This window comes from Streptomyces sp. NPDC021224 (assembly GCF_044332905.1).
Lineage (GTDB): Bacteria > Actinomycetota > Actinomycetes > Streptomycetales > Streptomycetaceae > Actinacidiphila.
Genome location: NZ_JBIRPW010000005.1, coordinates 349702 through 372966, shown reverse-complemented (window position 1 = coordinate 372966; position 23265 = coordinate 349702). Strand labels below are relative to the sequence as shown.

The following is a 23265-nucleotide window of genomic DNA, read 5'->3' as shown; positions in this document are numbered from 1 at the left end:
ACAGAAACCGGCCCGGCGCGCACGTCGGTTCACCCCCCGCGCGAGCGCCTCACTTCGTCTGACGGAGAAGTCCCGCTTCTGGTTGCCTCCAAGTGACGTACGCCATCCCGGCAAGTAGCGCCTCGGTGACCGCCGCGCCAACGGCGTACGCGATCTCGACCCGGTCGCGCACCGCGAACGGGGCCGCCGTCACGACGAGCAGCGCGGCGATCCCGCAGGCCCACGCGGCGAGTTGGCGCCGGTGGCCGCCCATCGTCTGGAGCACCTGGCCGTGCACGGAGGCCAGCATGTAGAGCAGCGTGCCGCCGGACAGCCACGCGAAGTCGGCCGCACCCAGCAGATGCGGCGAGCCGAACAGCCGCGGCACCAGCCACGGTCCGGCGACGACCGCGACCAGTCCGCCCGAGCCGCCCAGCAGCAAGGTGAACGCCGTCGTGCGCAACAGCAGTTGACGGAACGTCGCCCGGTCCCCCGCGGCCACCGCGGAGGACAGCCCGCGCAGCAGCGAGGCCTGGAGCGAACCGAAGACGAACAGCGGCACCCGCGCGAGCACCACGGCCGACAGCAGCGCGGTGATGAACGCGGTGTCCGCGGCGCTCAGCAGTTTGGCGCTCACCACGGACGCGTTGACGAGCGCCTGCGCCAGCAGCGTGGACGGGACGAGCGCGGCCAGGCCGGTGGCGAGCGCGCGCCACGGCAGCCGCTCGCCGCCCGTCCACGAGCCCGCGGCCCGTATCACCGTGGGGCTCGTGACCAGCACCGACACCAGCGTCGGCAGCGCCAGTATCGCGGCGTACGGCAGCACCGTCCGCACGTGCGCGAGCGCGAGCACCACCGACAGCACGACCCGCAGCGAGCCGTCCAGCGCGAGCTGGAAGCCGTACGCGCGGAAGCGGCCCGCCCCGGCCAGCACCCCGCGGGTGACGTGCGCCACCGACAGCCCGGCGAAGGCCGCGCACAGCGCGCCGACCAGCGCAAGGTCGCCGTCGAAGAGCCGGTCGGCGAGCGGCCTGGCCACCGCGGCGGACAGCGCGCACACCACCGCGAGCAGCAGCAGCGAGGTGGCGAGCCCGCGGCGCAGCACCGGCGCGACCCGTCCGCCGACCACGACACGCGCCGCGACCAGCCGGGTGATCTCCTGCTCGACCGGGAAGAACAGCCCGAGCCCCACGGAGAAGACCAGCGTCCACAGCACGCTCAGCCCGGCCATCCGGTCCGAGCTGAGCACGTGCCCGGCGACCGCGAGCTGCACGTATCCGGCCAGCCCCAGCACCGCGGTGCCCGCGCCGACCAGCGCGGTGCCCGGCGGCAGCATCGCGACCGCGCCGCGCACCAGCCGCGCGGGCGAGGTCCGCGCCGCGGTCCGCGTCCGGGTGCCGCTGCCCGCCCCGGCCTCGGTCCCGGTCTCCGTCTCCGTTCCCGCCCCGTCAGTCATCGGCGGCCGCCCGCAGTGTGCCGAAGGCGTCGGCCAGCGCGGCCCGCCAGTCGCGGATCGGCTCCAGGCCCGCCGCCCGCCAGCGGTCGTGGCCGAGCACGCTGTACGCGGGCCGGGGCGCGGGGCGCGGGAAGGCGGCGGTCGTGGTGGGCCGCACCCGGTCGGGGTCGGCGCCGAGCAGCCGGAAGACCTCGCGGGCCAGGCCGTACCAGGTCGTCTCGCCGCCGCTGGTGCCGTGGTAGACGCCCGCGGGGGCGGTCCCGGCGAGCGCGGCGGAACCGAGCCGGACGAGCCGGTCGGCGAGGTCGGCGGTCCAGGTGGGCTGGCCGCGCTGGTCGTCGACGACATCGACGGTGGGGTGGCCGCGCTCCAGCCGGATCATCGTCCGGACGAAGTTCGCGCCGCCCGCGCCGTAGAGCCACGCGGTGCGGACGACGTAACCGGTGTCCGGGGCGGCGGCGAGCACCGCGCGCTCCCCCGCGAGCTTGCCGCGGCCGTACGCGCTGCGCGGCCCGGGGGCGGCGTCCTCGGCGTAGGGGGTGGCGGCGTCGCCGGGGAAGACGTAGTCGGTGGACAGGTGCAGCAGCCGGGCCCCGGCGCCGGCGCACGCCTCGGCGAGCCGCGCGGGCCCGTCGCCGTTGGCCCGCAGGGCGTCGGCCTCGTGCGTCTCGGCGTCGTCCACGGCCGTCCAGCCCGCGCAGTTGACGACGACGTCGGGACGGTGCGCGTCCAGCGCGGCGCGTACGGCGGCGGCGTCGGTGACGTCGAGCGCCGCGCGCCCCAGCCCGACCGCCTCGACCCCCGGCTCGGCCCGCAGCCGCCCCAGCACGTCCTGCCCGAGCATGCCCCCGGCCCCGGTGACCAGCCACCGGGAACCCCCTGCGTCGCTCACAGGGCGGCCCGTGCCTTGAGCGGCTCCCACCACGCGCGGTTGTCGCGGTACCAGCGGACGGTCTCGGCGAGGCCCTCGGTGAAGTCCTTCGTGGGGCGGTAGCCGAGTTCCGTGCGGATCTTGGTGCAGTCCACGGAGTAGCGGCGGTCGTGGCCCTTGCGGTCGGTGACGTGCTCGACGCTGTCCCAGCCCGCGCCGCACGCCTCCAGCAGCAGGGCGGTCAGCTCCTTGTTGGACAGCTCGGTGCCGCCGCCGATGTTGTAGACCTCGCCGGGGCGGCCGCCGGTGCGCACCAGGTCGATGCCCTGGACGTGGTCGTCGATGTGCAGCCAGTCGCGGACGTTGCCGCCGTCGCCGTAGAGCGGCACCGGGAGGCCGTCCAGCAGGTTGGTGATGAACAGCGGGACGACCTTCTCGGGGAAGTGGTGGTGCCCGTAGTTGTTGGAGCAGCGCGTCACCCGTACGTCCAGGCCGTGGGTGCGGTGGTAGGACAGCGCCAGCAGGTCGGAGGCGGCCTTGGACGCCGAGTAGGGCGAGTTGGGCCGCAGCGGGTCGGTCTCGGGCCAGGAGCCCTCGTCGATCGAGCCGTACACCTCGTCGGTGGAGATGTGCACGAAGGTGCGCAGGCCCGTGCGCAGCGCGGCGTCCAGCAGCGTCTGGGTGCCCAGCACATTGGTGCGGACGAAGTCGGCCGCGCCCAGGATGGAGCGGTCCACGTGCGACTCGGCGGCGAAGTGCACGACCTGGTCGTGGTCTTCGACCAGCCGCGCGGCCAGCTCCGCGTCGCAGATGTCGCCCTCGACGAAGCGGAAGCCGGGGTGGTCGCGCACCGGGTCGAGGTTCGCGGGGTTGCCCGCGTAGGTGAGCTTGTCGAGGACGGTCACCTCGACGTCGCGGCCTCCGGCGGGGCCGCCGGGGCCCAGCAGGGTGCGCACGTAGTGCGAGCCGATGAAGCCGGCGCCGCCGGTGACCAGGACGCGGTCGGTCATGAGGAGATCTGCACCTTGCTGTGGTCGCCCAGCACCAGCCGGTGCGCGGACGGATGGCGGGGGGCCGGGGTCACCTCGACGTTGCGGCCGATGAGCGAGGCCTCGACGCGGCCCACCCCGCACACCGAGGAGTCGCGCAGCACGATGCTGTACTCGATCTCGCTGTCCCGGATGACGCAGCCGCCGGCCACCGAGGTGAAGGGGCCGACGTAGGAGCCCTCGATGAGGGTGCCGGGGCCGATCACCGCGGGGCCGACGATCCGGCTGCCGGCGACCTTGGCACCGGCCTCGATCCTGACCCGGCCGATGATCTCGCTCTCCGGGTCGACCTCGCCCTCGCAGCACGGCTCCACGGTCTCCAGCACCGAGCGGTTGACCTCCAGCATGTCGGTGACGTTGCCGGTGTCCTTCCAGTAGCCGGAGATCGTGGTGGAGCGGACGTCCCGCCCCTGCTCGACGAGCCACTGGATCGCGTGGGTGATCTCCAGCTCGCCGCGCCGGGACGGCCGGATCGCGCGCACCGCCTCGTGCACGGCTGGCGTGAAGAGGTAGACGCCGACGAGCGCGAGGTCGCTGCGCGGGACGTCCGGCTTCTCCTCCAGGGTGCGCACGCGTCCGTCCGGGCCCAGCTCGGCGACGCCGAAGGCCCGCGGGTCGGAGACCTTCGTGAGCAGGATCTGGGCGTCCGGGCGCTCGGCGCGGAAGTTGTCGACCAGGGCGGTGATGCCGCCGACGATGAAGTTGTCGCCGAGGTACATCACGAAGTCCGCGTCGCCGAGGAACTCGCGGGCGATCAGCACCGCGTGCGCCAGGCCCAGCGGGGCCTCCTGGCGGATGTAGGTGATCTCCAGGCCGAGCGCGGAGCCGTCGCCGACCGCCGCGCGGATCTCGTCGGCGGTGTCCCCGACGATGATCCCGACGTCGGTGATCCCGGCGGCCGCGATGGACTCCAGGCCGTAGAAGAGGACCGGTTTGTTGGCGACCGGTACGAGTTGCTTCGCCGAGGTGTGGGTGATCGGCCGCAGACGCGTCCCGGCGCCTCCCGCGAGCACAAGTGCCTTCACGTTGCTCGTCCTTGTCAAGGGAACGGCGGTGGTCGGCCGACCGAACTTCCGGTGGCCTCGGCACGAGCATAGCGACCCGGCGGCGGAACGCCCGCCGCCGGGCCCGTGCGGGCTGACCCGCTGTCAGGCCGCGCCGGCCTCCTCGCGGGCCTGTTCGGCGTCCGCCACCCCCTCCGGACCATCGGGACCTTCCGGGCCTTCCGCGGGCGACGCCTCGTCGTTCTCGGGGGTGAGGTCGATCTGCAGGGCCGCCAGCCGGGCGATACGGCTCTCGGCGCGGCCGGCCAGCTCGCGCGCGGCCTCGCCGAAGCGCTCGATCGAGGCGGGCTCGTCCGGGCCGAGCAGGTAGGCGCGTATCTCGCGGCGGGCCGCGGCGAGCGGGTCGTTCTCGGGGCGGACGACGGCGGCGACCAGCTCGCCCACCCGGGCGGCGCTGTTGTCGAGGATCAGCGCGGCGCGCGCGGCGGTGTTCTGCCGCATGAACTCCTGCTCGCCGAGCCCGGCCGAGTCGGTGATCGCGTACGGCTTGCCGGTCGCGACGAAGTCCGACACGACGCTGGAGATGTCCGAGACCATCGCGTCGGCCTGGTTGAAGCAGTCGTACAGGTGCGGCGCCGGGCCGGTGACGACGGTGTGCTCCCACGGTGCGATCGACGCCCAGTACGCGGTGTCGCGCTCCACCCGCAGCCGGGCCAGCCGCTCGCCCGCGGCCGGGTCGGTCAGCGCGTCCCGCGAGGCGACGGCCGGGTCGTCCCCGTCCGCGCCGGGGCCCGCGGTGAGCGCGGCGATCTCCGCGTCGAGCCGGGCGACCTCGGCGCGGGCGGCGGCCCGCGCGTCGGCTCCCCCCGCGGTGCGCGCGGCCCACGCGGGGTCGGAGCGGCGGGCGGCGGCGGCCTTCTCGACCAGGGCGGTGATCTTCTGGTGGGCGGCCTTGGCGCGCTTGTCGACGGTCCCGGTGAAGGGGTGCGGCTTGTACAGCACGCGCACCGGCGGCTCGGACTCCAGCAGGCCGCGGACGATGTTCGCACCGGCCAGGATCAGCGAGGTGTTGCCGGGGTCGTCGGTCCAGCCCTCCCAGGTGGGGGCGTAGAGCACGGTGGGGATGCCGTCGGGGGCGGCGCCGTCCCAGGTGCGGATCGGGTCCAGCTGCGGGCGGCCGACCTCGACGATGTCCTCGTCGCGCACCCCGACCTCGGCGAGCGCGTAGCGGTCGCGGCCGGCCCGGCCGGCGGTCCACACCTCGTCGTAGACCTTGCTGAAGGGGTTGACGCTGGCGATCTTGTCGCTGTCGCCGTGGCCGACGAAGACGTGCTTGATGGTCGGGACCCGCAGCAGGTGGATGTTCTTGCCGACGTTCGCCGGGTAGAGCGCGACCCGCACGCTGGACAGGTCCATGTTCATCAGGTGCACGGCCCCCGGCACGCACAGCACCGGCAGGTCGGTCGGGGCGAGCTTGGCCAGGATGACCTCCTCGCGGAGGATGACCAGCGGGCGCTCCCTGAGCTGCTCCATCGTCGTCAGCCACATGTTGACCTGGTACGCGGAGTCCGGCGACCCGGAGAAGTACAGCACCGTGGTGGGCCGGTACTCGCGCAGCCAGGTGTCGATGAACGCCAGCGCCTTCGGCCGGCCGGCCGGCAGCCGCCGCCGGAGCAGCAGGTAGGGCGCGACCAGCAGCACGTACAGCAGCGCGATGCCGACGGTCAGGGCGAGGCCGGTCCAGCCGTACGCGGCGGCCTCGCCGTGGGCGTAGACCAGCAGCCCGGCCATCGCGAAGACGTCCAGGTGCAGCATCTTCTCCTGCCCGCGGCCGACCAGCCAGGACGGCGGGGCGTCCGGGATGCGCAGCCGGCTCAGGTCGATGTTGCGGGTCTCGAACGGCAGCCTGCGGCGGTTGCCGATGAGCGTGAGGAGCGCGCCGTGCGGGGCCTGGAGCCCGTAGAAGACGACGAAGACCACGACGGCGGTGGCGAAGACCGCGGTGCCGCCCAGGCCGAGGCGGGCCAGCAGCAGCAGGACGGTCAGCTCGCGGACCAGGAAGCGCGCGGGCAGCCCGACGCCGAGCAGCGCCAGCCGGTCGACCAGGTAGCTGCGGCGCTGGTGCAGCGACCAGTCGGCGAGGTAGCCGACGGCGGTCGCGACCGCGAAGAACGCGGCCGACGGCAGCAGCGCGGCCACCAGCAGGCAGGGGTAGCTGACCAGCATCAGCGCCGCCGCAGCCAGTTCGGTGCGGGAGCCGACGCGGGCTACGCGGATGGCCTTCGAGATCACGGGGTGAGTGCTCCTCGGTTCCTCAGTGTCACAATGTGCTGCGGTTCTGGCGGGCGGCAGTACCCCCTGCTGCCGCTCGTGGTGAGGCGGTGCGGGCCCGTCAGGTGCGCGCGGCCTCGGTGTCGTCGCTGTCGGCCAGGGTGCGGGCGAGGGCGGCCTCGAAGCCGGACACCGCCCCGTTGCCCCGGGTCGGGTCCTGCTGGCGCACGTCGATGACGTGCCCGGTCATGGCCGACAGCAGGACGTCCAGCGAGGTTTTGGCGACGGCCTCGGAGGACAGCAGGCTGCCCTCGGGCTCCTGGCCGAAGGCCTTGGTGCGCATGGGGGTGGCGGTGCGTTCGGGGTTGACGCAGTTGACGCGGATACCGTCGGCGGCCCACTCGTCGGACAGCGCCTGGGTGAGGTTGACCATCGCGGCCTTGGTCGAGGAGTACAGGCTGTAGTCGGCCCGTCCCCTGGTGTAGCTGCTGGAGGTGTAGAGCAGCAGCTGGCCGCCGGTCTCGGCGAGGTACTTGTGCGCGGCGCGGGCGATCAGCACCGGGCCGAGGTAGTTGACGCGCAGCGCCTCCTCGACGACCGAGCCGTCCGTCTCGGCGAGCCGGCCGATGCGCAGCACGCCCGCGGTGTTCACCACGTAGTCGATCCGCCCGGTCTCCTGGTAGGCGCGGGCGAGCGCCTCCTCGACCTGCCGCGGGTCCTCGACGTGGGTGCCGGTGGTGGAGCGGCCCAGCGCGTACACGGTGGCGCCGTGCTCCTCGGCGATCCGCGCGAGGTCGCCGCCGATGCCGTACGAGCCGCCGAAGACGACCATCGTGCGGCCGGTGAGCGCGGCCCGGTAGGCCTCCGCGTCGGCGGGGTGCGGGGCGGCGGTGGAGGCGAGCTGGAAGAGCTTGTCGGCGATGAAGACGTCGACGGGCTGGGTGACCTTCATGTTGTACTCGTCACCCGCGACGACGTGGATCGGCACGTCCGGCAGGTAGCGCAGCACCACCGAGCAGTCGTCGGTGGCCTGGAAGTTCGGGTCGTTCCCGGCGATCTCGTACGCGCGGCGGATCGTCGACAGCTTGAAGGCCTGCGGTGTCTGGCCGCGGCGCAGCCGGGAGCGGTCCGGGATGTCGGTGATGAACTCGCCGTCCTCGCCGTGGGTGCGCGTCACGATGATCGTGTCGGCGGACGGGATGGCCACGTCCACGGCCTGGTAGCGGTCCAGGGCGGCCACGCAGTCGGCGATGATGCGCTGCGACAGCAGCGGGCGGACGGCGTCGTGGAAGAGCAGGTTGCGGTCCTCGCCCTCGGCGAGGTCGGCGCCGAGCACCTGGATGGCGATCTCGGTGGTCTCGTTGCGGGTGGTCCCGCCCTCCATGATCCGGGTCACCTTGCCCAGGCCCGCCTTGGCGACGATCTTCTGCACGTCGGGCACGTAGCCGGGCGCCATCAGCACCAGGACGTCGTCGATGCAGTCCGCCTGCTCGAAGACCGCGAGCGTGTGCTCGATCACGGATTTGCCCGCGATCTTGAGCAGCTGCTTGGGTATCGAGAGCCCGACCCTTTGACCGGTGCCACCGGCGAGGATCACTGCGGTGGTACGGGGTGTGGCGGTGTGCTGCGACAACGGAAAAACCTACCCGGTGCGACGAGGGAACACTCGATGCTCTCACCGGCGATAACCCTGTAGCAAGGCAGACCACCTGTGAGCGTCTCCTGTTGTTCGCCGATCGTATGCTTTTCGAGCATCCCCGTACCGGAAGGCGCCTCACAGTGAACTACAGGGTTCAGCCCACCGCCCAGGTCGACGAGACCGCCGAGATCGGCGCCGGCAGCAGCGTCTGGGAGCTGGCACAGATCCGCGAGCAGGCCGTGCTGGGCACCGGCTGCGTGGTCGGCCGCGGCGCCTACGTGGGCACCGGGGTGGTCATCGGCGACAACGTCAAGCTGCAGAACTACGCCCTGGTCTACGAGCCCGCCCGGCTCGGCGACGGTGTCTTCGTCGGCCCCGCCGCGGTGCTCACCAACGACCAGTACCCGCGCTCGGTCGATCCCGAGGGCAAGCAGAAGCGCGGCGGCGACTGGGAGGCGGTCGGGGTGACGGTCGCCGAGGGCGCCTCGCTCGGCGCCCGCTCGGTGTGCGTCGCCCCCGTCTCCGTCGGCCGCTGGGCCCTGGTGGCGGCCGGCGCGGTCGTCACCCGTGACGTACCCGACTTCGCACTGGTCGCCGGCGTGCCCGCCAAGCGCCTCGGCTGGGTCGGGCGGGCCGGGGTGCGGCTGACCGAGCGGGACGGCGAGCCGGGCGTGTGGGAGTGCCCGCGGACCGGTGCGCTCTACGACGAGGCCGACGGCGTCCTGACCGAACGATAGGCTCGCCGCACGCCGGAGCTCGCGCGGCAGGACAGACCAGTGTGTGAAGGGATACGGATGAACAGCCAGGTGCTCTACCTCGCATTCGGCGAATACCGGATACGGGCGGCACGCACCCATGTCGAGGAGCTGGCGGCGGCCGGGGCACGGGTGGTGCTGATGATCGCCGACACCGAGGCCTGGAAGGGCGTCGCCGACGGTCTCGCGGCACTCGACGGCGTCGAGGTGACACGGCTGGCCCCGGACCGCCACGGCTCGGTGCAGAAGGCCGCGCGCAAGGCCGTCCTGTCCTCCTCCGGCCCGCTGTCCTCCGTGGACACGATCGTCGCCGGCGACGCCCAGGCGCTGCCCGTCGCGTGGGCCGCCCACCAGCGCAACCCGCAGCTCGCCCTCCGGCTCGAACCGCACGACAACGGCAAGCGCACCGCCGGTCCCGCCGACCTCGCGGTGCTCACGCCCTGGTACCCCTCCCCGAACCACGCCTACGCCGGCGCCTTCGTCCAGCAGTCGACGGCCGCCGTCGCGGACTGGTACGACAACGTCCTGACGCTGCACACCCAGGACTGGTCGGGCGCGGCCGACCCGGAGCTGAACGAGGCCGTCAAGATCGTCCGCACCCGGCTCAAGGACCGCGGCCTGTTCCCGCTGTACGACACCCCCGAGGGCACCCTGCTGCGGGTCCCGGTGCCGATCATCCACCGGAAGAAGTACGCGACCTGGGTCGAGGCCCAGGAGGCGATGCTGCGCAAGGCGCTGCCCAAGGGCCGTATCCAGGCGCCCGTCGTGCACGCCCACACCGGCATCTACGGCGGTGTGCTCGCCCTGCGGCTGGCCCAGCCGGACGCGCGCATCGTGGTGACCGAGCACTCCAGCTTCCTCGACGAGGTCTTCAAGCAGGCCGCGGCCCGCGCCCTCTACCGGGAGGTGCTGGAGCGCGCGGACGCCTTCCTGTGCGTGAGCGACCATCTGCGCGCCCAGATCGCGGCGGAGTTCCCCGAGTTCGCGGGCAAGCTGCGCGTGGTGCCCAACGTGGTGCCCTTCGACGGCCTGCGCCCCGGTACGCCGTACTCCCCGGACCTGGTGAAGTGGCTGTACGTCGGCCGGCTCGTCGAGGACAAGGGCGTGACCGAGCTGCTGGAGGCCTTCGCCCTGGTGGCAGCCAAGGAACCGGCGGCCACCCTGACGATGGTCGGCAGCGGCCCGCTGGCCGGACAGCTGCTCGACCGCGGCCGCGAGCTGGGGCTCGCGGACCGCTTCTCGGTGCTGCCCCCGGTGGCACCCGGCGAGATCAACGCGCTGATGCACCGCTACGACCTGCTGGTGCACGCCAGCAAGGCCGAGACGTTCGGCATGACGGTCGTCGAGGCCGTCGGGTCGGGGCTGCCGGTGCTGGTCGCCCGCAGCTCGGGCCCGCAGGAGACCCTCGCGGGCATCGCGGAGCAGGCCGGCGCGCTGATGGACATCAGCGACGACCCGCAGGTCATCGCCGACGCGTACTGGCGGCTGCGGGAGCGCGGCGACAGCCTCGACCTGCCGGCCGCCCGCGCCGCGCTGGAGGCCCGTTACAGCGCCCGCCGGGTCGCCGACCTGCTGATGGACGCCTACGAGGGCCGGGAGCTGCCCGTCCCCGAGCCGAAGGGCGCCGCGTCGGCCGCCAAGCCCGCGGCGAAGGCCGCGCCCGCCGCGAAGGCGGCGCAGGCCGGGGCGGAGCCGCGGGGGCGCGCGGTGCTGCTGGCGCTGATCCCGAGCCGGACCCGGCGGGTCGCCGACTTCGCCGACCACCTGCTGTCCCAGGGCGTGCACGTCACCCTGGTCACCGCCCGGATGCAGCCGTGGCAGCGCGCCCACCTCGACCCCCGGGTGGAGGTGGTCAGCGTGGAGAAGAGCGAGAAGAAGATGCTCATGCCGCGCGTCGAGCGCCTCATCGTCTTCCGCACCCCGCGCGCGGTGCTGCGCCGGGCCCGCGGGGTGGCCAGGAAGCGGCAGAAGAGCCTGGGCCCCGAGCTCACCGTGGCCAAGATGCAGCGCGTGCAGTCCCGGGCCGCGAACGCCTTCCACAAGAAGGTCTTCAACCCGGGCTTCCTCGAACTGCGGCCCCATCTGCTGTCGCGCATCACCCGCCGCGACGCACTGCCGAAGCTCCAGCTGGACCGTACCGACCATGTCTTCGTGTGCGACATCAACAGCACGGTGACGGCGTGGAAGTGGGCGAAGAAGCACCCGCACCTGACGGTCACCACGCATATGGACCGCACCGCCTACGCGGCGAAGGACGAGTAGCCGGCACGTGTCCGGGCCCCGGCCCGGACACGCCGCGGAGGCCGGTCGGTGTCGCACCGACCGGCCCCCGCTTTGTCGCGTGCCGTCCGCTCCCGGGCCCCGGGGGGCCCGGGGCGTGGTCAGTCCTCCGTGCCGCCGGCCGGGCGGCCGGTGATCTCCCGCAGCCGGGCCTCGAACGGCTCCAGCACCGCGGTCCTGCTGTAGGTGTCGGCGTGCCGCCGGGCGGCCTGCCGCTGGTCGGGCGTGAGGTCCCGGGCCGCCTTGCCCGCCGCGATCATGGTGGCGGCGAGCTTGTCCGCGTCGAGGCTGTCGGCGTGGAACCACAGCGGGTAGCCCTCCAGCACCTCCTCGGCGGCGATGCCCGGGGCGTGGACCGACACGATCGGACGGCCGGTGGCCATGTACTCGAAGATCTTGCCCGAGGTGACGTACTTGCCGCCGCCCGCGAGGAAGACCAGCACGTCGGCGTCCTCGTAGACCGAGTGGACCTCCGTCTTGGAGACCGGGCCGCGGTAACGCAGCCCGGTGTCCGCCTCGCCGGTCTGCGGTTCGCCGTCCAGGCCGAGCCGGTCCCGGAGCGCCTGCGGGCTGGTCTTGAAGAAGCCGAGGTGGCCGTAGACGCGCAGTTCCGCGTCCGTCAGGTCGGGGTGCTGGCGGGCCCGGCGGAAGGACTCGGCCATCTCCTCGACCGGCTGCTTCTCGGTCAGCGTCCCCAGGTACGCGAAACGCAGCGGGTCGGTGCGGTCCTGCGGGCCGGCCGGCTCGTCGGCGGTGTCCCCACCCTCGGGCAGGACGTCCGCGTCCCAGCCGTTGGGGACGACCATCATCCGGTCGGCGGCCTTCGGGTAGCGCTCGGCGTGCCACTTGCGCAGGGCCTCGTTGACGAAGACGGACGTGGCCGCCTTGTCCAGGGTCCGCTCCTCCCACGCCCAGGCGGGGTGGCCGTCCGGTATGCCCGGCACGTCGTGGAAGATGTCCAGGGTCCACGAGTCGCGGTAGTCCATGACGTACGGGACACCGGTCACCTTGTGGAAGAGCCACGCGGCCCCGAACGAGGCGAAGGGGTTGCCCGTCGCGACCACCACGTCGAAACGCTTCTTGGCGTGCAGCTTCAGGCCGCGCGCGACCGCCGCCCAGGCCCACGAGGCGTAGCGCTCGGGGAAGATCTTCTCCTGGCCGAACAGGTACATCCGCCGCGACATCAGCGGGAACAGCCGCCGCAGCCTGCTGTACTCGCGCAGGTCGCTCTGCCAGCTGTAGAGGTTCAGCGACGGCCGCTCGACGACGATCCGCGGATCCACCGTCTTCGACAGGTTCTCGTCGACCGAGCCGATCACGTCGTGCAGGAACTCCAGCGGCGCCGTGCACACGGTGACGTCCCAGCCCTGCTCCACGAGGTGGTTGGCCGTGGCGCGGGCCCGGTACACACCGCTCGCACGCGACGGCGGGAAGTAAAAGGCCAGATACAGGACGCGGGGCCGCCGCTCGCTTCGCTTCTTCATCGTCTTCCCTGGTCGTGCCTGCTCGGGGGGTGCTGGCGGGTCACGGTCGATGTTCTACCGGATACCCGCGGGGAGGTCGTCCACGCTGTAGCAGACCTCGGGAACGGGCAGGCCGTCACGGGCCCAGGCCTCCAGCCACTCCACCGCGACCGGCACCGACAGCGCGTCGGCGACGACCAGCAGCCGGGGGCCGCCCGCCGGGAAGGCCGCGTGGACCATCCGCGGCCCGGCCAGCGGCCAGGCACGCTTCTGCAACGGCACGAAGACCTTGCGGTGCAGCCGCCCCGCGACCTTCCGCTCGTACGCCGTCAGCGCCCGCTTGGCCCGGCCGCGCAGCGGACCGCGGCCGACCGCGCGTACCGCCGCCCGGGGCGCGCGGTACAGCACCGCACGCTCCACGCGCCGCGGCAGGTGCCGGGCTTCGAGCTCGCCGGGGGTGGCGACCTCCACGCCCGCACCGAACGTCACCGACTCCCAGGGCGCCCGCTTGCCGACGACGACCAGAACCCGGTCGCCCTTCGCAGCCAGCTCCGCCGACTCCTCCGTCACGGCCTTCTTGCGCGAGCCGGCGAGGGCCAGATACAGCACCTGCATGTCACTCCATCAATCGCGGGCGACAGCCCGTGCCGCGTCGGCATCGGGGCGGTCGGAGGGGGCGAACCACAGCCGGTAGTGGGCTTCGGCGACGGCCTCGTAGCCGTACCGGCCGGCCAGCACCTTCTGGGCCTGCTCCAGGTCGAGCCCGCCGGCCTCGAACCTCGAACGCAGGGCGCGGTAGCCCTCGGCCACCGACTCCGCGTTCTCCTCGACGTCGATGAACTGCGCGGCGGCGTCCTCGACGCCCGCGAGCGACTGCTCGGGACCGCCGCACCGCGTCACCAGCACCGGCATCCCGGCCGCCACCGCCTCGACGACGACCATGCCGAACGTCTCGTAGCGGCTGGGGTGCACCAGCACGTCGTGCTCGCGCATCAGCTCCAGCGCGCGGTCGGGACCGACCGAGCCGTGGAACTCCACCGCGTCGCCGAGCCCCAGTTCCGCCACCCGCGCGGTGAGCGCGGTACGCGACTCGCCGTCGCCGACGTAGGACAGGGTCAGCGCCGGGTCGTCGGCGTGGCACTGGGCGAAGGCCTCCAGCAGCCAGTCGACGCCCTTGAGCTTCGACAGCCCGCCCACGAACAGCCACTTGCGCAGGTCCTGGACGGGGGCCTCGCGCGGCACCCCGAAGGCGATCGGGTTGGGGATCTGCCGCACCTTGTCCACATGGTGCGGGAAGGCCTCGGCGAGGCGCTCGCGGATCGGGTCGCCGACGGCGAAGAAGCCGTCCACCCGGCGGAGCAGCTCGTCGTACATCGCGCGGGCCTCGGGCTCGGCGAGGATCTTGTCGAGGAAGCTGGCGTGCTCGGTGACGAAGACCCGGGCGCCGGGGGCGGCGCACTCCAGCGCGGCCCAGCCGCCGGGCAGGCCCACGTGGGCGTGCACCACCGAGGCCGGGATCGGGCGGCCGCCGAGCGCGGCGCTCAGCTGCCGCGCGTGGTTGCGGGCCTGCGCCCCGTAGCCCTGGCCGCGCGGGGTGGTCACGGGGAAGTGCACGAGTTCGGCGCCGCCGGACGTCGGCACCGCGTGGACCGCGCGGGCGAGCAGCTTGCGGTTGGCCGCCTCGACGCGCTCCTCCGCCGCGGCGTCCATGGCCGCGACCCAGGCGTCGCAGTGGTAGACCGTGAAGGTGTCGCAGCCCGGCGCTGTCGCGTCGACCATGGCCCGCACGAACGCCCCGCGGAACGGAAGCTCGCGTGTGGGATACCAAGGTGTGACGACGGCCGCATCCTTGGATGCCGCCTCGTTCATCCGGGGTTTCCTCTCGTGTCCACGATTCGAAGCATCACCTTATCATCGTGCTCATCCGGGCCATCGCTGCTTCCCAGCGGCCCGCAGCCCGCTCGGCCCGGCGGAAGAGAACCGCCCGGCCGTACTGTGAGGCCCGTACCCCATCCGCAAGGAGAGCACTCACCGTGAAGGTCATCAGCGTTGTCGGGGCCCGCCCGCAACTGGTCAAACTCGCCCCGATCGCTGCCGCGTTCGCCGCAACGGAGCACCGGCACGTGATCGTCCACACCGGACAGCACTACGACGCGGACCTGTCCGACGTGTTCTTCACCGGCCTGGGCATCCCCGACCCCGATGTGCACCTCGGTGTCGGCTCGGGCAGCCACGGCGTGCAGACCGGCGGGGTGCTCACGGCGATGGACAAGGTCCTGGAGGCCGAGCAGCCGGACTGGGTCCTGGTCTACGGCGACACCAACTCCACGATCGCCGGCGCCCTTTCCGCGGTGAAGATGCACCTCCCGGTCGCGCATCTGGAGGCGGGCCTGCGCTCCTTCAACCGCCGCATGCCCGAGGAGCACAACCGGGTGCTCACCGACCACTGCGCCGACCTGCTGCTCGCGCCGACCGAGGAGGCCATGCGGCACCTGGCCAACGAGGGACTGGCCGAACGCTCCGTGCTCGCCGGCGACGTGATGGTCGACATCTGCCTGCGCATCCGGGACGCGGTCGCGGCCGGCGAGTTCGCCGCGCCCGAACTGCCCGAGGGCATCGACCCGCAGGCGCCCTACCTCGTCGCCACGCTGCACCGCCCGGACAACACCGACAGCCCCGAGCGGCTGGCCTCGCTCATCGACGCGCTCGCCGCGCTGCCGGTGCAGGTCGCGCTGCTCGCGCACCCGCGGCTGCTGGCCAAGGCCGAGCAGCACGGCATCGAGCTGTCCCGCGGCGCGGTCCGGGCCGGCCGGCCGCTGCCGTACGCGGGCCTGGTCGCGGCGGTCGTCGGCTCCGCCGGTGTGGTCACCGACTCCGGCGGGCTCCAGAAGGAGGCCTTCCTGCTGGAGCGGGTGTGCACCACCATCCGGCCGGAGACCGAGTGGGTCGAGACGCTGGACGGCGGCTGGAACGTGCTCGCCCCGGACCCGGCCGCGCTGCCCGCCGGGGAGTGGGCGGCGCTCACGACCCGTCCCGCCCCGACCACCGACCGCGGGCTGCCCTACGGCGACGGCAAGGCCGCGCAGCGCGTGGTGGAGTTCCTGGAGCAGTACCACCGCGCCTGATCCGGTCCGTTCACGCACCCGGTCCCGCCGTCCGTCGGACGGCGGGACCGTTGTCGCTCGGCGGGAGGCGTCCGGGCGGACGCCGCCCCGGCGGTCAGCCGCCGATGACGACCCGGCGGACGCCTTCCCAGCGCGCCGGGTCGGTGGTGCGGCGGCCGTCCACCAGGACCCGCACCTGCGGCAGGTCGGCCGCCGCCAGCTCGCGGTACTCGGCGTGGTCGGCCTGGAGCACCGCGGCGGTGACGGCCTGCCCCGCGTGCGGGGTGAGGCCGAGCGCGGTCAGCTCCTCCGCGGTGTACATCGGGTCGGAGACGTACGGCACCGCGCCGCGCTCGGCGAGCGCCGCGACCGTGCCGAAGACGCCCGAGAAGGCGGTCTCCTTGACGCCTCCGCGGTAGGCGGCGCCCAGCACCAGCACCTCGACGCCCGTCAGGTCGCCGTAGGCGGCGGCCAGCAGGTCCACGGCGTACGACGGCATGGCCGCGTTCGCCTCGCGCGCGGCGCGCACGACGGTGGCCTCCGGGTCGTTCCACAGGTACATCCGCGGGTAGATCGGGATGCAGTGGCCGCCGACCGCGATGCCCGGCTGGTGGATGTGGCTGAACGGCTGGGTGTTGCACGCCTCGATGACGGCCTTGACGTCGATCCCGGCCTTGTCCGCGTAGCGCGCGAACTGGTTGGCCAGGCCGATGTTGACGTCGCGGTACGTGGTCTCGGCGAGCTTGGCCATCTCCGAGCCCTCGGCCGAGCCCAGGTCCCACACGCCGTTGGGGCGCGTGAGGTCGGGGCGCTCGTCGAAGTCCAGCACCGCCTCGTAGAACTCCACACCGTGCGCGGCCGAGGCCGCGTCGATGCCGCCGACGAGCTTGGGGTAGCGGCGCAGGTCGGCGAAGACCCGGCCGGTGAGCACCCGTTCGGGGCTGAAGACCAGGTGGAAGTCCTCGCCCGCGGTCAGGCCGGAGCCCTCGGCGAGCATGGGCGCCCAGCGGTCGCGGGTGGTGCCGACCGGGAGCGTCGTCTCGTACGACACCAGGGTCCCCGGGCGCAGGCCGCGCGCGATGTCACGGGTCGCGGCGTCCATCCAGCCGAAGTCGGGCACCCCCTCGGCGTCCACGAACAGCGGGACGACGACGACCACGGCCTCGGACTCGGCGACGGCCGCCGCGGTGTCCGTGGTCGCCGTCAGCAGCCCGGCGCCCACGACCTCCTTGAGCTTGACGTCGAGTGCGAACTCGCCGGGGAAGGGCTCGGTGCCGGCGTTGACCAGCTCGACGACCTTCTCGTTGACGTCGGTGCCGATCACCCGGTGGCCCTTGGAGGCGAACTGCACGGCCAGCGGGAGCCCGATCTTGCCCAGGGCCACGACGCAGATGTTCATGGGTACTACTTCTTCCTGAGTCGGAGCAGTCGCGCTGCGACGGCTCGCAGCCCGATCGGGGCGACGGTGCACATCAGCCGCCCCTTGCTGTCGTTGGAGAGTGCGACCGCGTACATCCGCAGGCCGCGGCGCACCAGACGCCACCGCTTGGCGCCGGAGGACTTCAGCCGCACCTGGTACGGCGTGCCCGCGAGCGTCACCGCCAGGACCGGGCGCCACCGGACGGTGTCCCGCGGTGCCGCGGCGGCCAGCGCCCGCAGCGGGATCCGGCCGCCGACCAGGGTCGCGGCGCCACCCTTGGGCATGCCCTTGACGGAGGAGTCGCCGGTGACCTCCGCGACCCCCTCGGGTCCGGCCAGCACGACCTGGACGCCGAAGGCGGGCCCCGCCCCGTACGGGCCGAGCAGCTTGACGCGCGCGGTCAGGTCGAGGACCGGGCCCTGGCCGGAGCGGCGAAGGGTCGCGGACGTGGCCTTGGCACCGGCGGCGAGCCGGCCCCCGACGCTCTCCTCGACGATCTCGAACCAGCGCATGGGCAGGGCCGGGTCGGCGTCCCGGAAACCGGGGTAGCGGGCGTAGGCGTGGCCGCTCTCCAGGACGAACGGCGGGGCGCCGTGCTCCGCCTCGTCCTCGATGAGCGCGCACAGCTCGGCCATCCGCCCGGCCTGCGCGAGGCCGACGCGGACCCGCTGCTTGACGCCCATGCTGTCGCGCACCGCGTCGGTGAGGTAGCGGTGGGCGAGGTCGGCGACGCCCTGGAGCAGGCGCTCGCGCACATCGGCGTCGAGAGCCGGGAAGTCGTCCTGGAGCAGCTTGGCCAGCTCCCAGCGGAAGTGCCGCATGAGCACGGCGTCCCGCAGCGGACCGGGCTCGACCAGGCCGGCGACGTGGTCCATGATGCGCGCCGCGCACGCGAGGCGGGCCTCGTGGTTCGCCCGGTAGGTGATGTTCCCGGAGTCCTCGCGCTTGACGGCGTAGTAGTACGTGTCGTCGGCGAGCACCGAGATACGGGAGGCGCGCAGGCACGCCTCGATCGTGAAGGGCTGGTCGCTGCCGACCGGCATGTCCTCGGGGAAGCGCAGCCCGTGCCGCTCGACCAGCTCACGCCGGAAGAGCTTGGTGTTGGCCACGGTCCACGGCAGCGCCGAGTTGGTGAACGTGACGTCGTGCCGCGTCTCCTGGTAGAGCTCCTGGTGGACGTAGCGCCCGTTGGTGCCCTCCATCTTGCCGATGACCACGTCCGAGCCGTGCTCGTCGGCGGCCGCGACCATCCGCTCCAGGGCGTACGGCGCGAGCCGGTCGTCGGAGCCGATGAAGAAGACGTAGCGGCCGGTGGCGGCGTCCAGCGCCTTGTTGCTGGGCGCCGCCGGGCCGCCGGAGTTCGGCTGCCGCAGCACCTTCACGGTGTCCGGGTGGAGGCTGGCGAAACGCTCCAGCTCCTTCGGGCTGTCGTCGGTCGACCCGTCGTCGACCGCGACGACCTCCAGCCGGTCCAGGCCGATGCTCTGCTCGACGAGCGAGGTCAGGCAGTCGGTCAGGTACGGCATGGTGTTGTAGACGGCCACCACGACGGTGACGTCCGGGGTGGTCACCCGCGCACCGCCACAGGGCCGAGCTGGACGGTCTCGCCGGTCTGCGCGGACTCTATGACCGCCGAGGAGACCTCGACCGTCCGCAGGCCCTGGCGCAGGGTGACGATGTCGGCGTCCTTGCCCAGCATCGCGTCCCGGAACAGCTCGTGCTCCACCAGCAGCGGCTCGCGCTTGGCGAGCGCGTAGCGCACCATGTCGCCCTCGGCGACCCCGCGGAAGGCGCGCAGCGCCTCCCACTCGGTGGTGATGACACCGTTGGCGAAGAACGTCAGGTCGGCGGTGAGGGTGTCGGCCACGAAGCAGCCGCGCTCGCCGGTGACCACGGTGGTGCGCTCCTTGAGCGGGCTGAGCCAGTTCACCAGGTGGTTGACCATCGTGCCGTCGGCGAGCTGGCCGACGACGGCGACCATGTCCTCGTGCTCGCGGCCGCTCTTGGAGACGGTCCGGGCGGACACCGAGGTGTAGTCGCTGCCGGTGACCCAGGAGGTCAGGTCGATGTCGTGGGTCGCGAGGTCCTTGACCACACCGACGTCGGCGATGCGGTGCGGGAACGGCCCCTGGCGGCGGGTGACCACCTGGTAGACGTCGCCCAGCTCGCCCGCCGCGAGCCGCGTCCGCAGGCTCTGCAGCGCCGGGTTGAAACGCTCGATGTGGCCGACACCGGCCACCAGGCCGCGCGTCTCGAAGGCCTCGACCAGCCGCTCCGCGGCCTTGACGGTGTGCGCCAGCGGCTTCTCGACGAGCGCGCCCGCACCGGCCTCGGCCAGCGCCAGGCCGACCTCCTCGTGCAGCGCGGTCGGGCAGGCCACGACCGCGTAGTCGACGCCGATCTCCAGCAGCTCCGCGACCGTGCCGACGACCGGGGCGCCCTGCGCGGCGCCGTTGACGTCGCCCAGCGGGTCGACGACGCCGACGAAGTCGACGCCCTCCAGGCCGGCCAGCACACGGGCGTGGTTGCGGCCCATCGCGCCGAGGCCGACCAGGCCCGCGCGCAGCCGCTGCGTGGACTCGCTCATCGCTGTCCCCCGAGGGCGTTGACGGCGGTGACGATCCGCTCCAGGTCGTCCTGGCTCAGCGACGGGTGGACCGGCAGCGACAGCACCTCGGCCGCGGCCTTCTCCGTCTCCGGCAGGTCCCACTGGCGGTTGGCCTTCTGGTCCGGCTCCCAGAACGGCTTGAGCCGGTGGATCGGCGTCGGGTAGTAGACGCCGCTGCCGATGCCCTGCTCGGTGAGCGCCTTCTGCGCGGCGTCCCGGTCCGCGACCCGGATCGTGTACTGGTGGTAGACGTGCCGGGCGCCCTCGGCGACCGGCGGGACGACGACCCCGGTGAGGTGCGCGTCCAGGAAGGCGGCGTTCGCCCGGCGCTGCTCGGTCCAGCCGGCGAGCTTGCCGAGCTGCACCCGGCCGATCGCGGCGGCGACGTCGGTCAGCCGCATGTTGGCGCCGACGATCTCGTTGGCGTAGCGCTGCTCCATGCCCTGGTTGCGCAGCAGCCGCAGGGTGCGGGCGGTCCCCGCGTCCGGGGTGCTGACCATGCCGCCCTCCAGGGCGTGCATGTTCTTGGTCGGGTAGAAGCTGAAGCAGGCCGCGGCGCCGAAGGCGCCGACGGGGGTGCCGTGCAGGGCGGCGTCGTGGGCCTGCGCGGCGTCCTCGACGATCGCCAGGCCGTGCTTCTCGGCGATGGGCACGATCTTGTCCATCGCGGCGGGGTGCCCGTAGAGGTGCACCGGCATGATCGCGGCGGTGCGCGCGGTGACCGCGGCCTCGACGGCGGCGGGGTCGACGCAGAAGCTGCCCGGCTCGATGTCGACGAAGACGGGCTCGGCACCCACCAGGCGGACCGCGTTCGCGGTGGCGGCGAAGGAGAACGACGGCACGATCACCTCGTCGCCGCTGCCTATGCCCAGCGCGAGCAGCGCCAGGTGCAGGGCGGAGGTGCCGGAGTTCACAGCCACGCAGTGGCGGTCGGCGACGAGCGCGGAGAACTCCTGCTCGAAGGCGGCCACTTCGGGGCCCTGCACCACGCTGCCGCTGCGCAGCACGCGCACGGCGGCGTCGATCTCGTCGTCACCGATGACGGGTCGAGCGGCGGGTACGAATGCCGGCTCAGCGCCTGACATGGTTCCCTCCCTTTCCGCACTTTGCGTATGGCGGGTGCGGACGCCTCGCCGGAGGCCGTACCCGAGGTGTGGATGTGTGTCCGGCGGCCGGTCCCGTGGGCCGCTCGGCTGCCCTCGCGGCCGGGCGTCTGTGCGGCGACCGACCGTTCGGTTCCAGATGCCCGCTGCCGCGATCGTCGTACCGGCGCAGCGGCAGGGAAGCACGGCGGGCGGGTGCTCTGGCGCCCTCACAGTACCAGGGGTGCCCAGCCCCTCCAGCGGCCCGACGTGCGGCATCGCACCGGCCCGGGCGGGCCCGCGGCACGCATTCCGCCGGGGCCGTCCGGCGTCCCCGAGGGCGCCGCGCGGTGGATCACCCGCGACGCCCGGTGATTTTCCGCGTGATCACTTCGGTGAACTCCCGGCGTCCGAATGAGGACCCCGCCTTGAATAACATCCGCCGGACTTCTCCGGTACCGGCGGCCGAATTTCCCTCATTCACCGCGTCCGCCGGCCCGTCCGGCGGCCGGACACCGGTTATTCGGCCCGCACACCCCGCCGTACCTGCGCCGCACCCCGTACCGTGTGGCTCCGGTGCCGGGCGGCGCGAACGACTCCACGGTCCAGTATCCCCCCGGCAGCGCCTCGTTATTCCTCGGTTCACTTTCTCTTTGCATTCAAGGCCGGGCGGCACAACTCGTGAATGCGGGAGGCTAAGCTGATCGAACGGGGTATGGTGCGGGCACCGCCGCCAGTCCCCCACATCCACGTGCGGCGCCGAAAGTGATCCCCATGCGACTATCGATCGTTGTTCCCTGCTACAACGAAGAGGCCGTGATCGACCTCTTCGACCAGCGGATCCGCGAGACGCTGGACACCTTGGACGTCGACTACGAGCTGTGCTACGTCGACGACGGCAGCAAGGACGCGACCCTCGACCGGCTGCGCGCCCTGGCCAAGAACAACCCGGACAGCACGCGCTACGTCTCCTTCAGCCGCAACTTCGGCAAGGAGGCCGGGATGCTGGCCGGCCTGCGGGAGGCCGGCGGTGACGCGGTCGTCGTCATGGACGCCGACCTCCAGCACCCGCCGGAGCTGATCGCCCGCATGCTGGAGCTCTACCACCTCGGCCACGACCAGGTCATCGCCCGCCGCACGCGCGAGGGCGACAAGAAGCTGCGCACCGCGGTGAGCCGGCTGTACTACCGCATGATCAACTCATGGGTGGACGTCGAGCTGACCGACGGCGTCGGCGACTTCCGGCTGCTGTCCCGCCCCGCGGTGGACGCGCTGCTGTCGATGCCGGAGTACAACCGCTTCTCCAAGGGCCTGTTCTCCTGGATCGGCTTCGACACGGTCACCTTCGACTACCGCAACGCCGCCCGCGAGGCCGGCGAGACGAAGTGGCGCTTCGGCTCGCTCATCAACTACGGCATGGACGGGCTGATCTCGTTCAACAACCGTCCGCTGCGGGTGGCCATCTACACCGGCCTGGGCCTCGCCGCCCTCGCGGCCGTCTACGCCGCCGTCATCACCGTGCAGGCCATCGTCCAGGGCCCGACCGCCCCGGGATACGTCACCCTGCTCGTGGCGATCACCGGCCTGGGCGGACTCCAGATGATCATGCTGGGGCTGATAGGCGAATACATCGGCCGTATCTACTACGAGACCAAGCGCCGCCCGCACTTCCTGGTCAAGGAGACCAACACACCGCGCAGCTTCCGGGTCGGCGACCAGGCCGGGGCACCGTACGGCGAGCTGCGCCCGGAGCGGTCGGCCGCGTCGGAGCTGCCCGAACCCGCGGAGCGTTCCGGCCCGCTGGGGATCGGTTAGGTTCGAGCGTGCCCAAGCTCTCGCCGCAACTCCTCCAGATCGTCCGGTTCGCCCTCGTCGGCGGTGTGAACACCGCCACGTTCTACGGCTTCTATCTGGCGCTGCACCCGCTGATGCCGTACTTCGCGGCCTATTCGGCGGCCTTCGTGCTGAGCATGATCGGCTCGTTCTTCCTCAACACGTACTTCACCTACCGCACCCGGCCGACCTGGAAGAAGTTCTTCCTCTTCCCGCTGACCAACGTCACCAACTACGTGGTGACCAGCATCGGCGTCTATGTCTTCGTCGAGTGGGTCGGGATGAACGACAAGATCGCACCGCTGGTCGCCGCGGCCGCCGCGATCCCGTTCACGTACGTGCTGTCCCGGCGGATCCTCACCCGTGACGTCCCCGGCGAGCCCGCCGGGAACGTCACCGAGGACAAGCCGCCGGCGACCGTCTGCTGAGACCGGGCCCCCGCCAGGACGGG

General features: G+C 72.7%; 18 protein-coding genes. 5 read left to right on the top strand and 13 right to left on the bottom strand.

The annotated features are described in order from the left end of the window. Window positions 1-49 precede the first annotated feature (49 nt). The 6 genes from ACH4PY_RS15820 to ACH4PY_RS15795 all read right to left on the bottom strand — a co-directional run bounded on the left by ACH4PY_RS15820 (window position 50) and on the right by ACH4PY_RS15795 (window position 8263). Window positions 50-1435, bottom strand: coding sequence for a lipopolysaccharide biosynthesis protein (locus ACH4PY_RS15820; RefSeq protein ID WP_398181680.1), 1386 nt, complete (start codon window positions 1433-1435; stop codon window positions 50-52). Continuing rightward, entirely contained in the window at window positions 1428-2327 is a 900-nt protein-coding gene (rfbD, locus tag ACH4PY_RS15815; RefSeq protein ID WP_398181677.1) for a dTDP-4-dehydrorhamnose reductase, read from the bottom strand. Before rfbD ends, ACH4PY_RS15820 begins: the two co-directional genes overlap by 8 nt. Further along, window positions 2324-3316 carry a dTDP-glucose 4,6-dehydratase gene (gene rfbB / locus ACH4PY_RS15810; protein WP_398181675.1) on the bottom strand — a complete coding sequence of 331 codons (993 nt, stop codon included), beginning with the start codon at window positions 3314-3316 and terminating at the stop codon, window positions 2324-2326. The genes rfbD and rfbB overlap by 4 nt, the downstream gene beginning before the upstream one ends. Beyond that, window positions 3313-4380: a glucose-1-phosphate thymidylyltransferase gene (locus tag ACH4PY_RS15805; RefSeq protein ID WP_398181672.1), complete on the bottom strand. Its 1068-nt coding sequence runs from the start codon at window positions 4378-4380 to the stop codon at window positions 3313-3315. Before ACH4PY_RS15805 ends, rfbB begins: the two co-directional genes overlap by 4 nt. 123 nt (window positions 4381-4503) lie before the next feature. After that, window positions 4504-6651 carry a hypothetical protein gene (locus tag ACH4PY_RS15800; RefSeq protein WP_398181669.1) on the bottom strand — a complete coding sequence of 716 codons (2148 nt, stop codon included), beginning with the start codon at window positions 6649-6651 and terminating at the stop codon, window positions 4504-4506. Window positions 6652-6751: 100 nt separating this feature from the next. Further along, the gene (locus tag ACH4PY_RS15795) at window positions 6752-8263 is read right to left on the bottom strand and encodes an SDR family NAD(P)-dependent oxidoreductase (protein ID WP_398181666.1); all 1512 of its coding nucleotides are present in this window, start codon (window positions 8261-8263) and stop codon (window positions 6752-6754) included. 146 nt (window positions 8264-8409) lie between these two features. On the opposite strand from ACH4PY_RS15795, the gene ACH4PY_RS15790 reads away from it, so the two are divergent. Next, window positions 8410-9006, top strand: a complete 597-nt coding sequence (locus ACH4PY_RS15790) for an acyltransferase (RefSeq protein WP_398181662.1) — start codon at window positions 8410-8412, stop codon at window positions 9004-9006. 57 nt (window positions 9007-9063) lie between these two features. Beyond that, window positions 9064-11286, top strand: a complete 2223-nt coding sequence (locus ACH4PY_RS15785; protein ID WP_398181659.1) for a glycosyltransferase family 4 protein — start codon at window positions 9064-9066, stop codon at window positions 11284-11286. A 119-nt stretch (window positions 11287-11405) separates the two neighbouring features. On the opposite strand, the gene ACH4PY_RS15780 is transcribed toward ACH4PY_RS15785, so the two are convergent. Genes ACH4PY_RS15780 through ACH4PY_RS15770 form a run of 3 tightly spaced genes read right to left on the bottom strand, consistent with a single transcriptional unit; the run spans window position 11406 to window position 14636 of the window. Further along, the gene (locus tag ACH4PY_RS15780) at window positions 11406-12788 is read right to left on the bottom strand and encodes a glycosyltransferase (RefSeq protein WP_398181656.1); all 1383 of its coding nucleotides are present in this window, start codon (window positions 12786-12788) and stop codon (window positions 11406-11408) included. Between the two features lie 54 nt (window positions 12789-12842). Continuing rightward, a complete protein-coding gene (locus ACH4PY_RS15775) occupies window positions 12843-13382 on the bottom strand; it encodes a hypothetical protein (protein ID WP_398181653.1) in 540 nt (179 codons plus the stop codon). A 9-nt stretch (window positions 13383-13391) separates the two neighbouring features. Continuing rightward, on the bottom strand, window positions 13392-14636 hold the full coding sequence (locus ACH4PY_RS15770; RefSeq protein ID WP_398181650.1) for a glycosyltransferase family 4 protein: 1245 nt from the start codon (window positions 14634-14636) through the stop codon (window positions 13392-13394). A 164-nt stretch (window positions 14637-14800) separates the two neighbouring features. Here ACH4PY_RS15770 and wecB point away from each other — a divergent pair, with 164 nt between their 5' ends. Beyond that, window positions 14801-15892, top strand: coding sequence for a non-hydrolyzing UDP-N-acetylglucosamine 2-epimerase (gene wecB / locus ACH4PY_RS15765; RefSeq protein ID WP_398181646.1), 1092 nt, complete (start codon window positions 14801-14803; stop codon window positions 15890-15892). A 94-nt stretch (window positions 15893-15986) separates the two neighbouring features. Here the strand turns inward: wecB and ACH4PY_RS15760 are convergent, their stop codons facing one another. The 4 genes from ACH4PY_RS15760 to ACH4PY_RS15745 are packed head-to-tail and all read right to left on the bottom strand — an operon-like array spanning window position 15987 to window position 20984. After that, entirely contained in the window at window positions 15987-17270 is a 1284-nt protein-coding gene (locus ACH4PY_RS15760) for a nucleotide sugar dehydrogenase (protein WP_398181643.1), read from the bottom strand. 5 nt (window positions 17271-17275) lie between these two features. Then, complete coding sequence (locus ACH4PY_RS15755; protein ID WP_398181640.1) at window positions 17276-18862, bottom strand: glycosyltransferase family 2 protein; 1587 nt, start codon at window positions 18860-18862, stop codon at window positions 17276-17278. After that, complete coding sequence (locus ACH4PY_RS15750) at window positions 18859-19878, bottom strand: Gfo/Idh/MocA family oxidoreductase (RefSeq protein ID WP_398181636.1); 1020 nt, start codon at window positions 19876-19878, stop codon at window positions 18859-18861. The genes ACH4PY_RS15755 and ACH4PY_RS15750 overlap by 4 nt, the downstream gene beginning before the upstream one ends. Beyond that, on the bottom strand, window positions 19875-20984 hold the full coding sequence (locus ACH4PY_RS15745; protein ID WP_398181633.1) for a DegT/DnrJ/EryC1/StrS family aminotransferase: 1110 nt from the start codon (window positions 20982-20984) through the stop codon (window positions 19875-19877). Before ACH4PY_RS15745 ends, ACH4PY_RS15750 begins: the two co-directional genes overlap by 4 nt. A gap of 771 nt (window positions 20985-21755) precedes the next feature. On the opposite strand from ACH4PY_RS15745, the gene ACH4PY_RS15740 reads away from it, so the two are divergent. Next, complete coding sequence (locus ACH4PY_RS15740; protein WP_398181630.1) at window positions 21756-22796, top strand: glycosyltransferase family 2 protein; 1041 nt, start codon at window positions 21756-21758, stop codon at window positions 22794-22796. 8 nt (window positions 22797-22804) lie between these two features. Continuing rightward, on the top strand, window positions 22805-23242 hold the full coding sequence (locus tag ACH4PY_RS15735) for a GtrA family protein (RefSeq protein ID WP_398181627.1): 438 nt from the start codon (window positions 22805-22807) through the stop codon (window positions 23240-23242). Window positions 23243-23265: the final 23 nt, after the last annotated feature.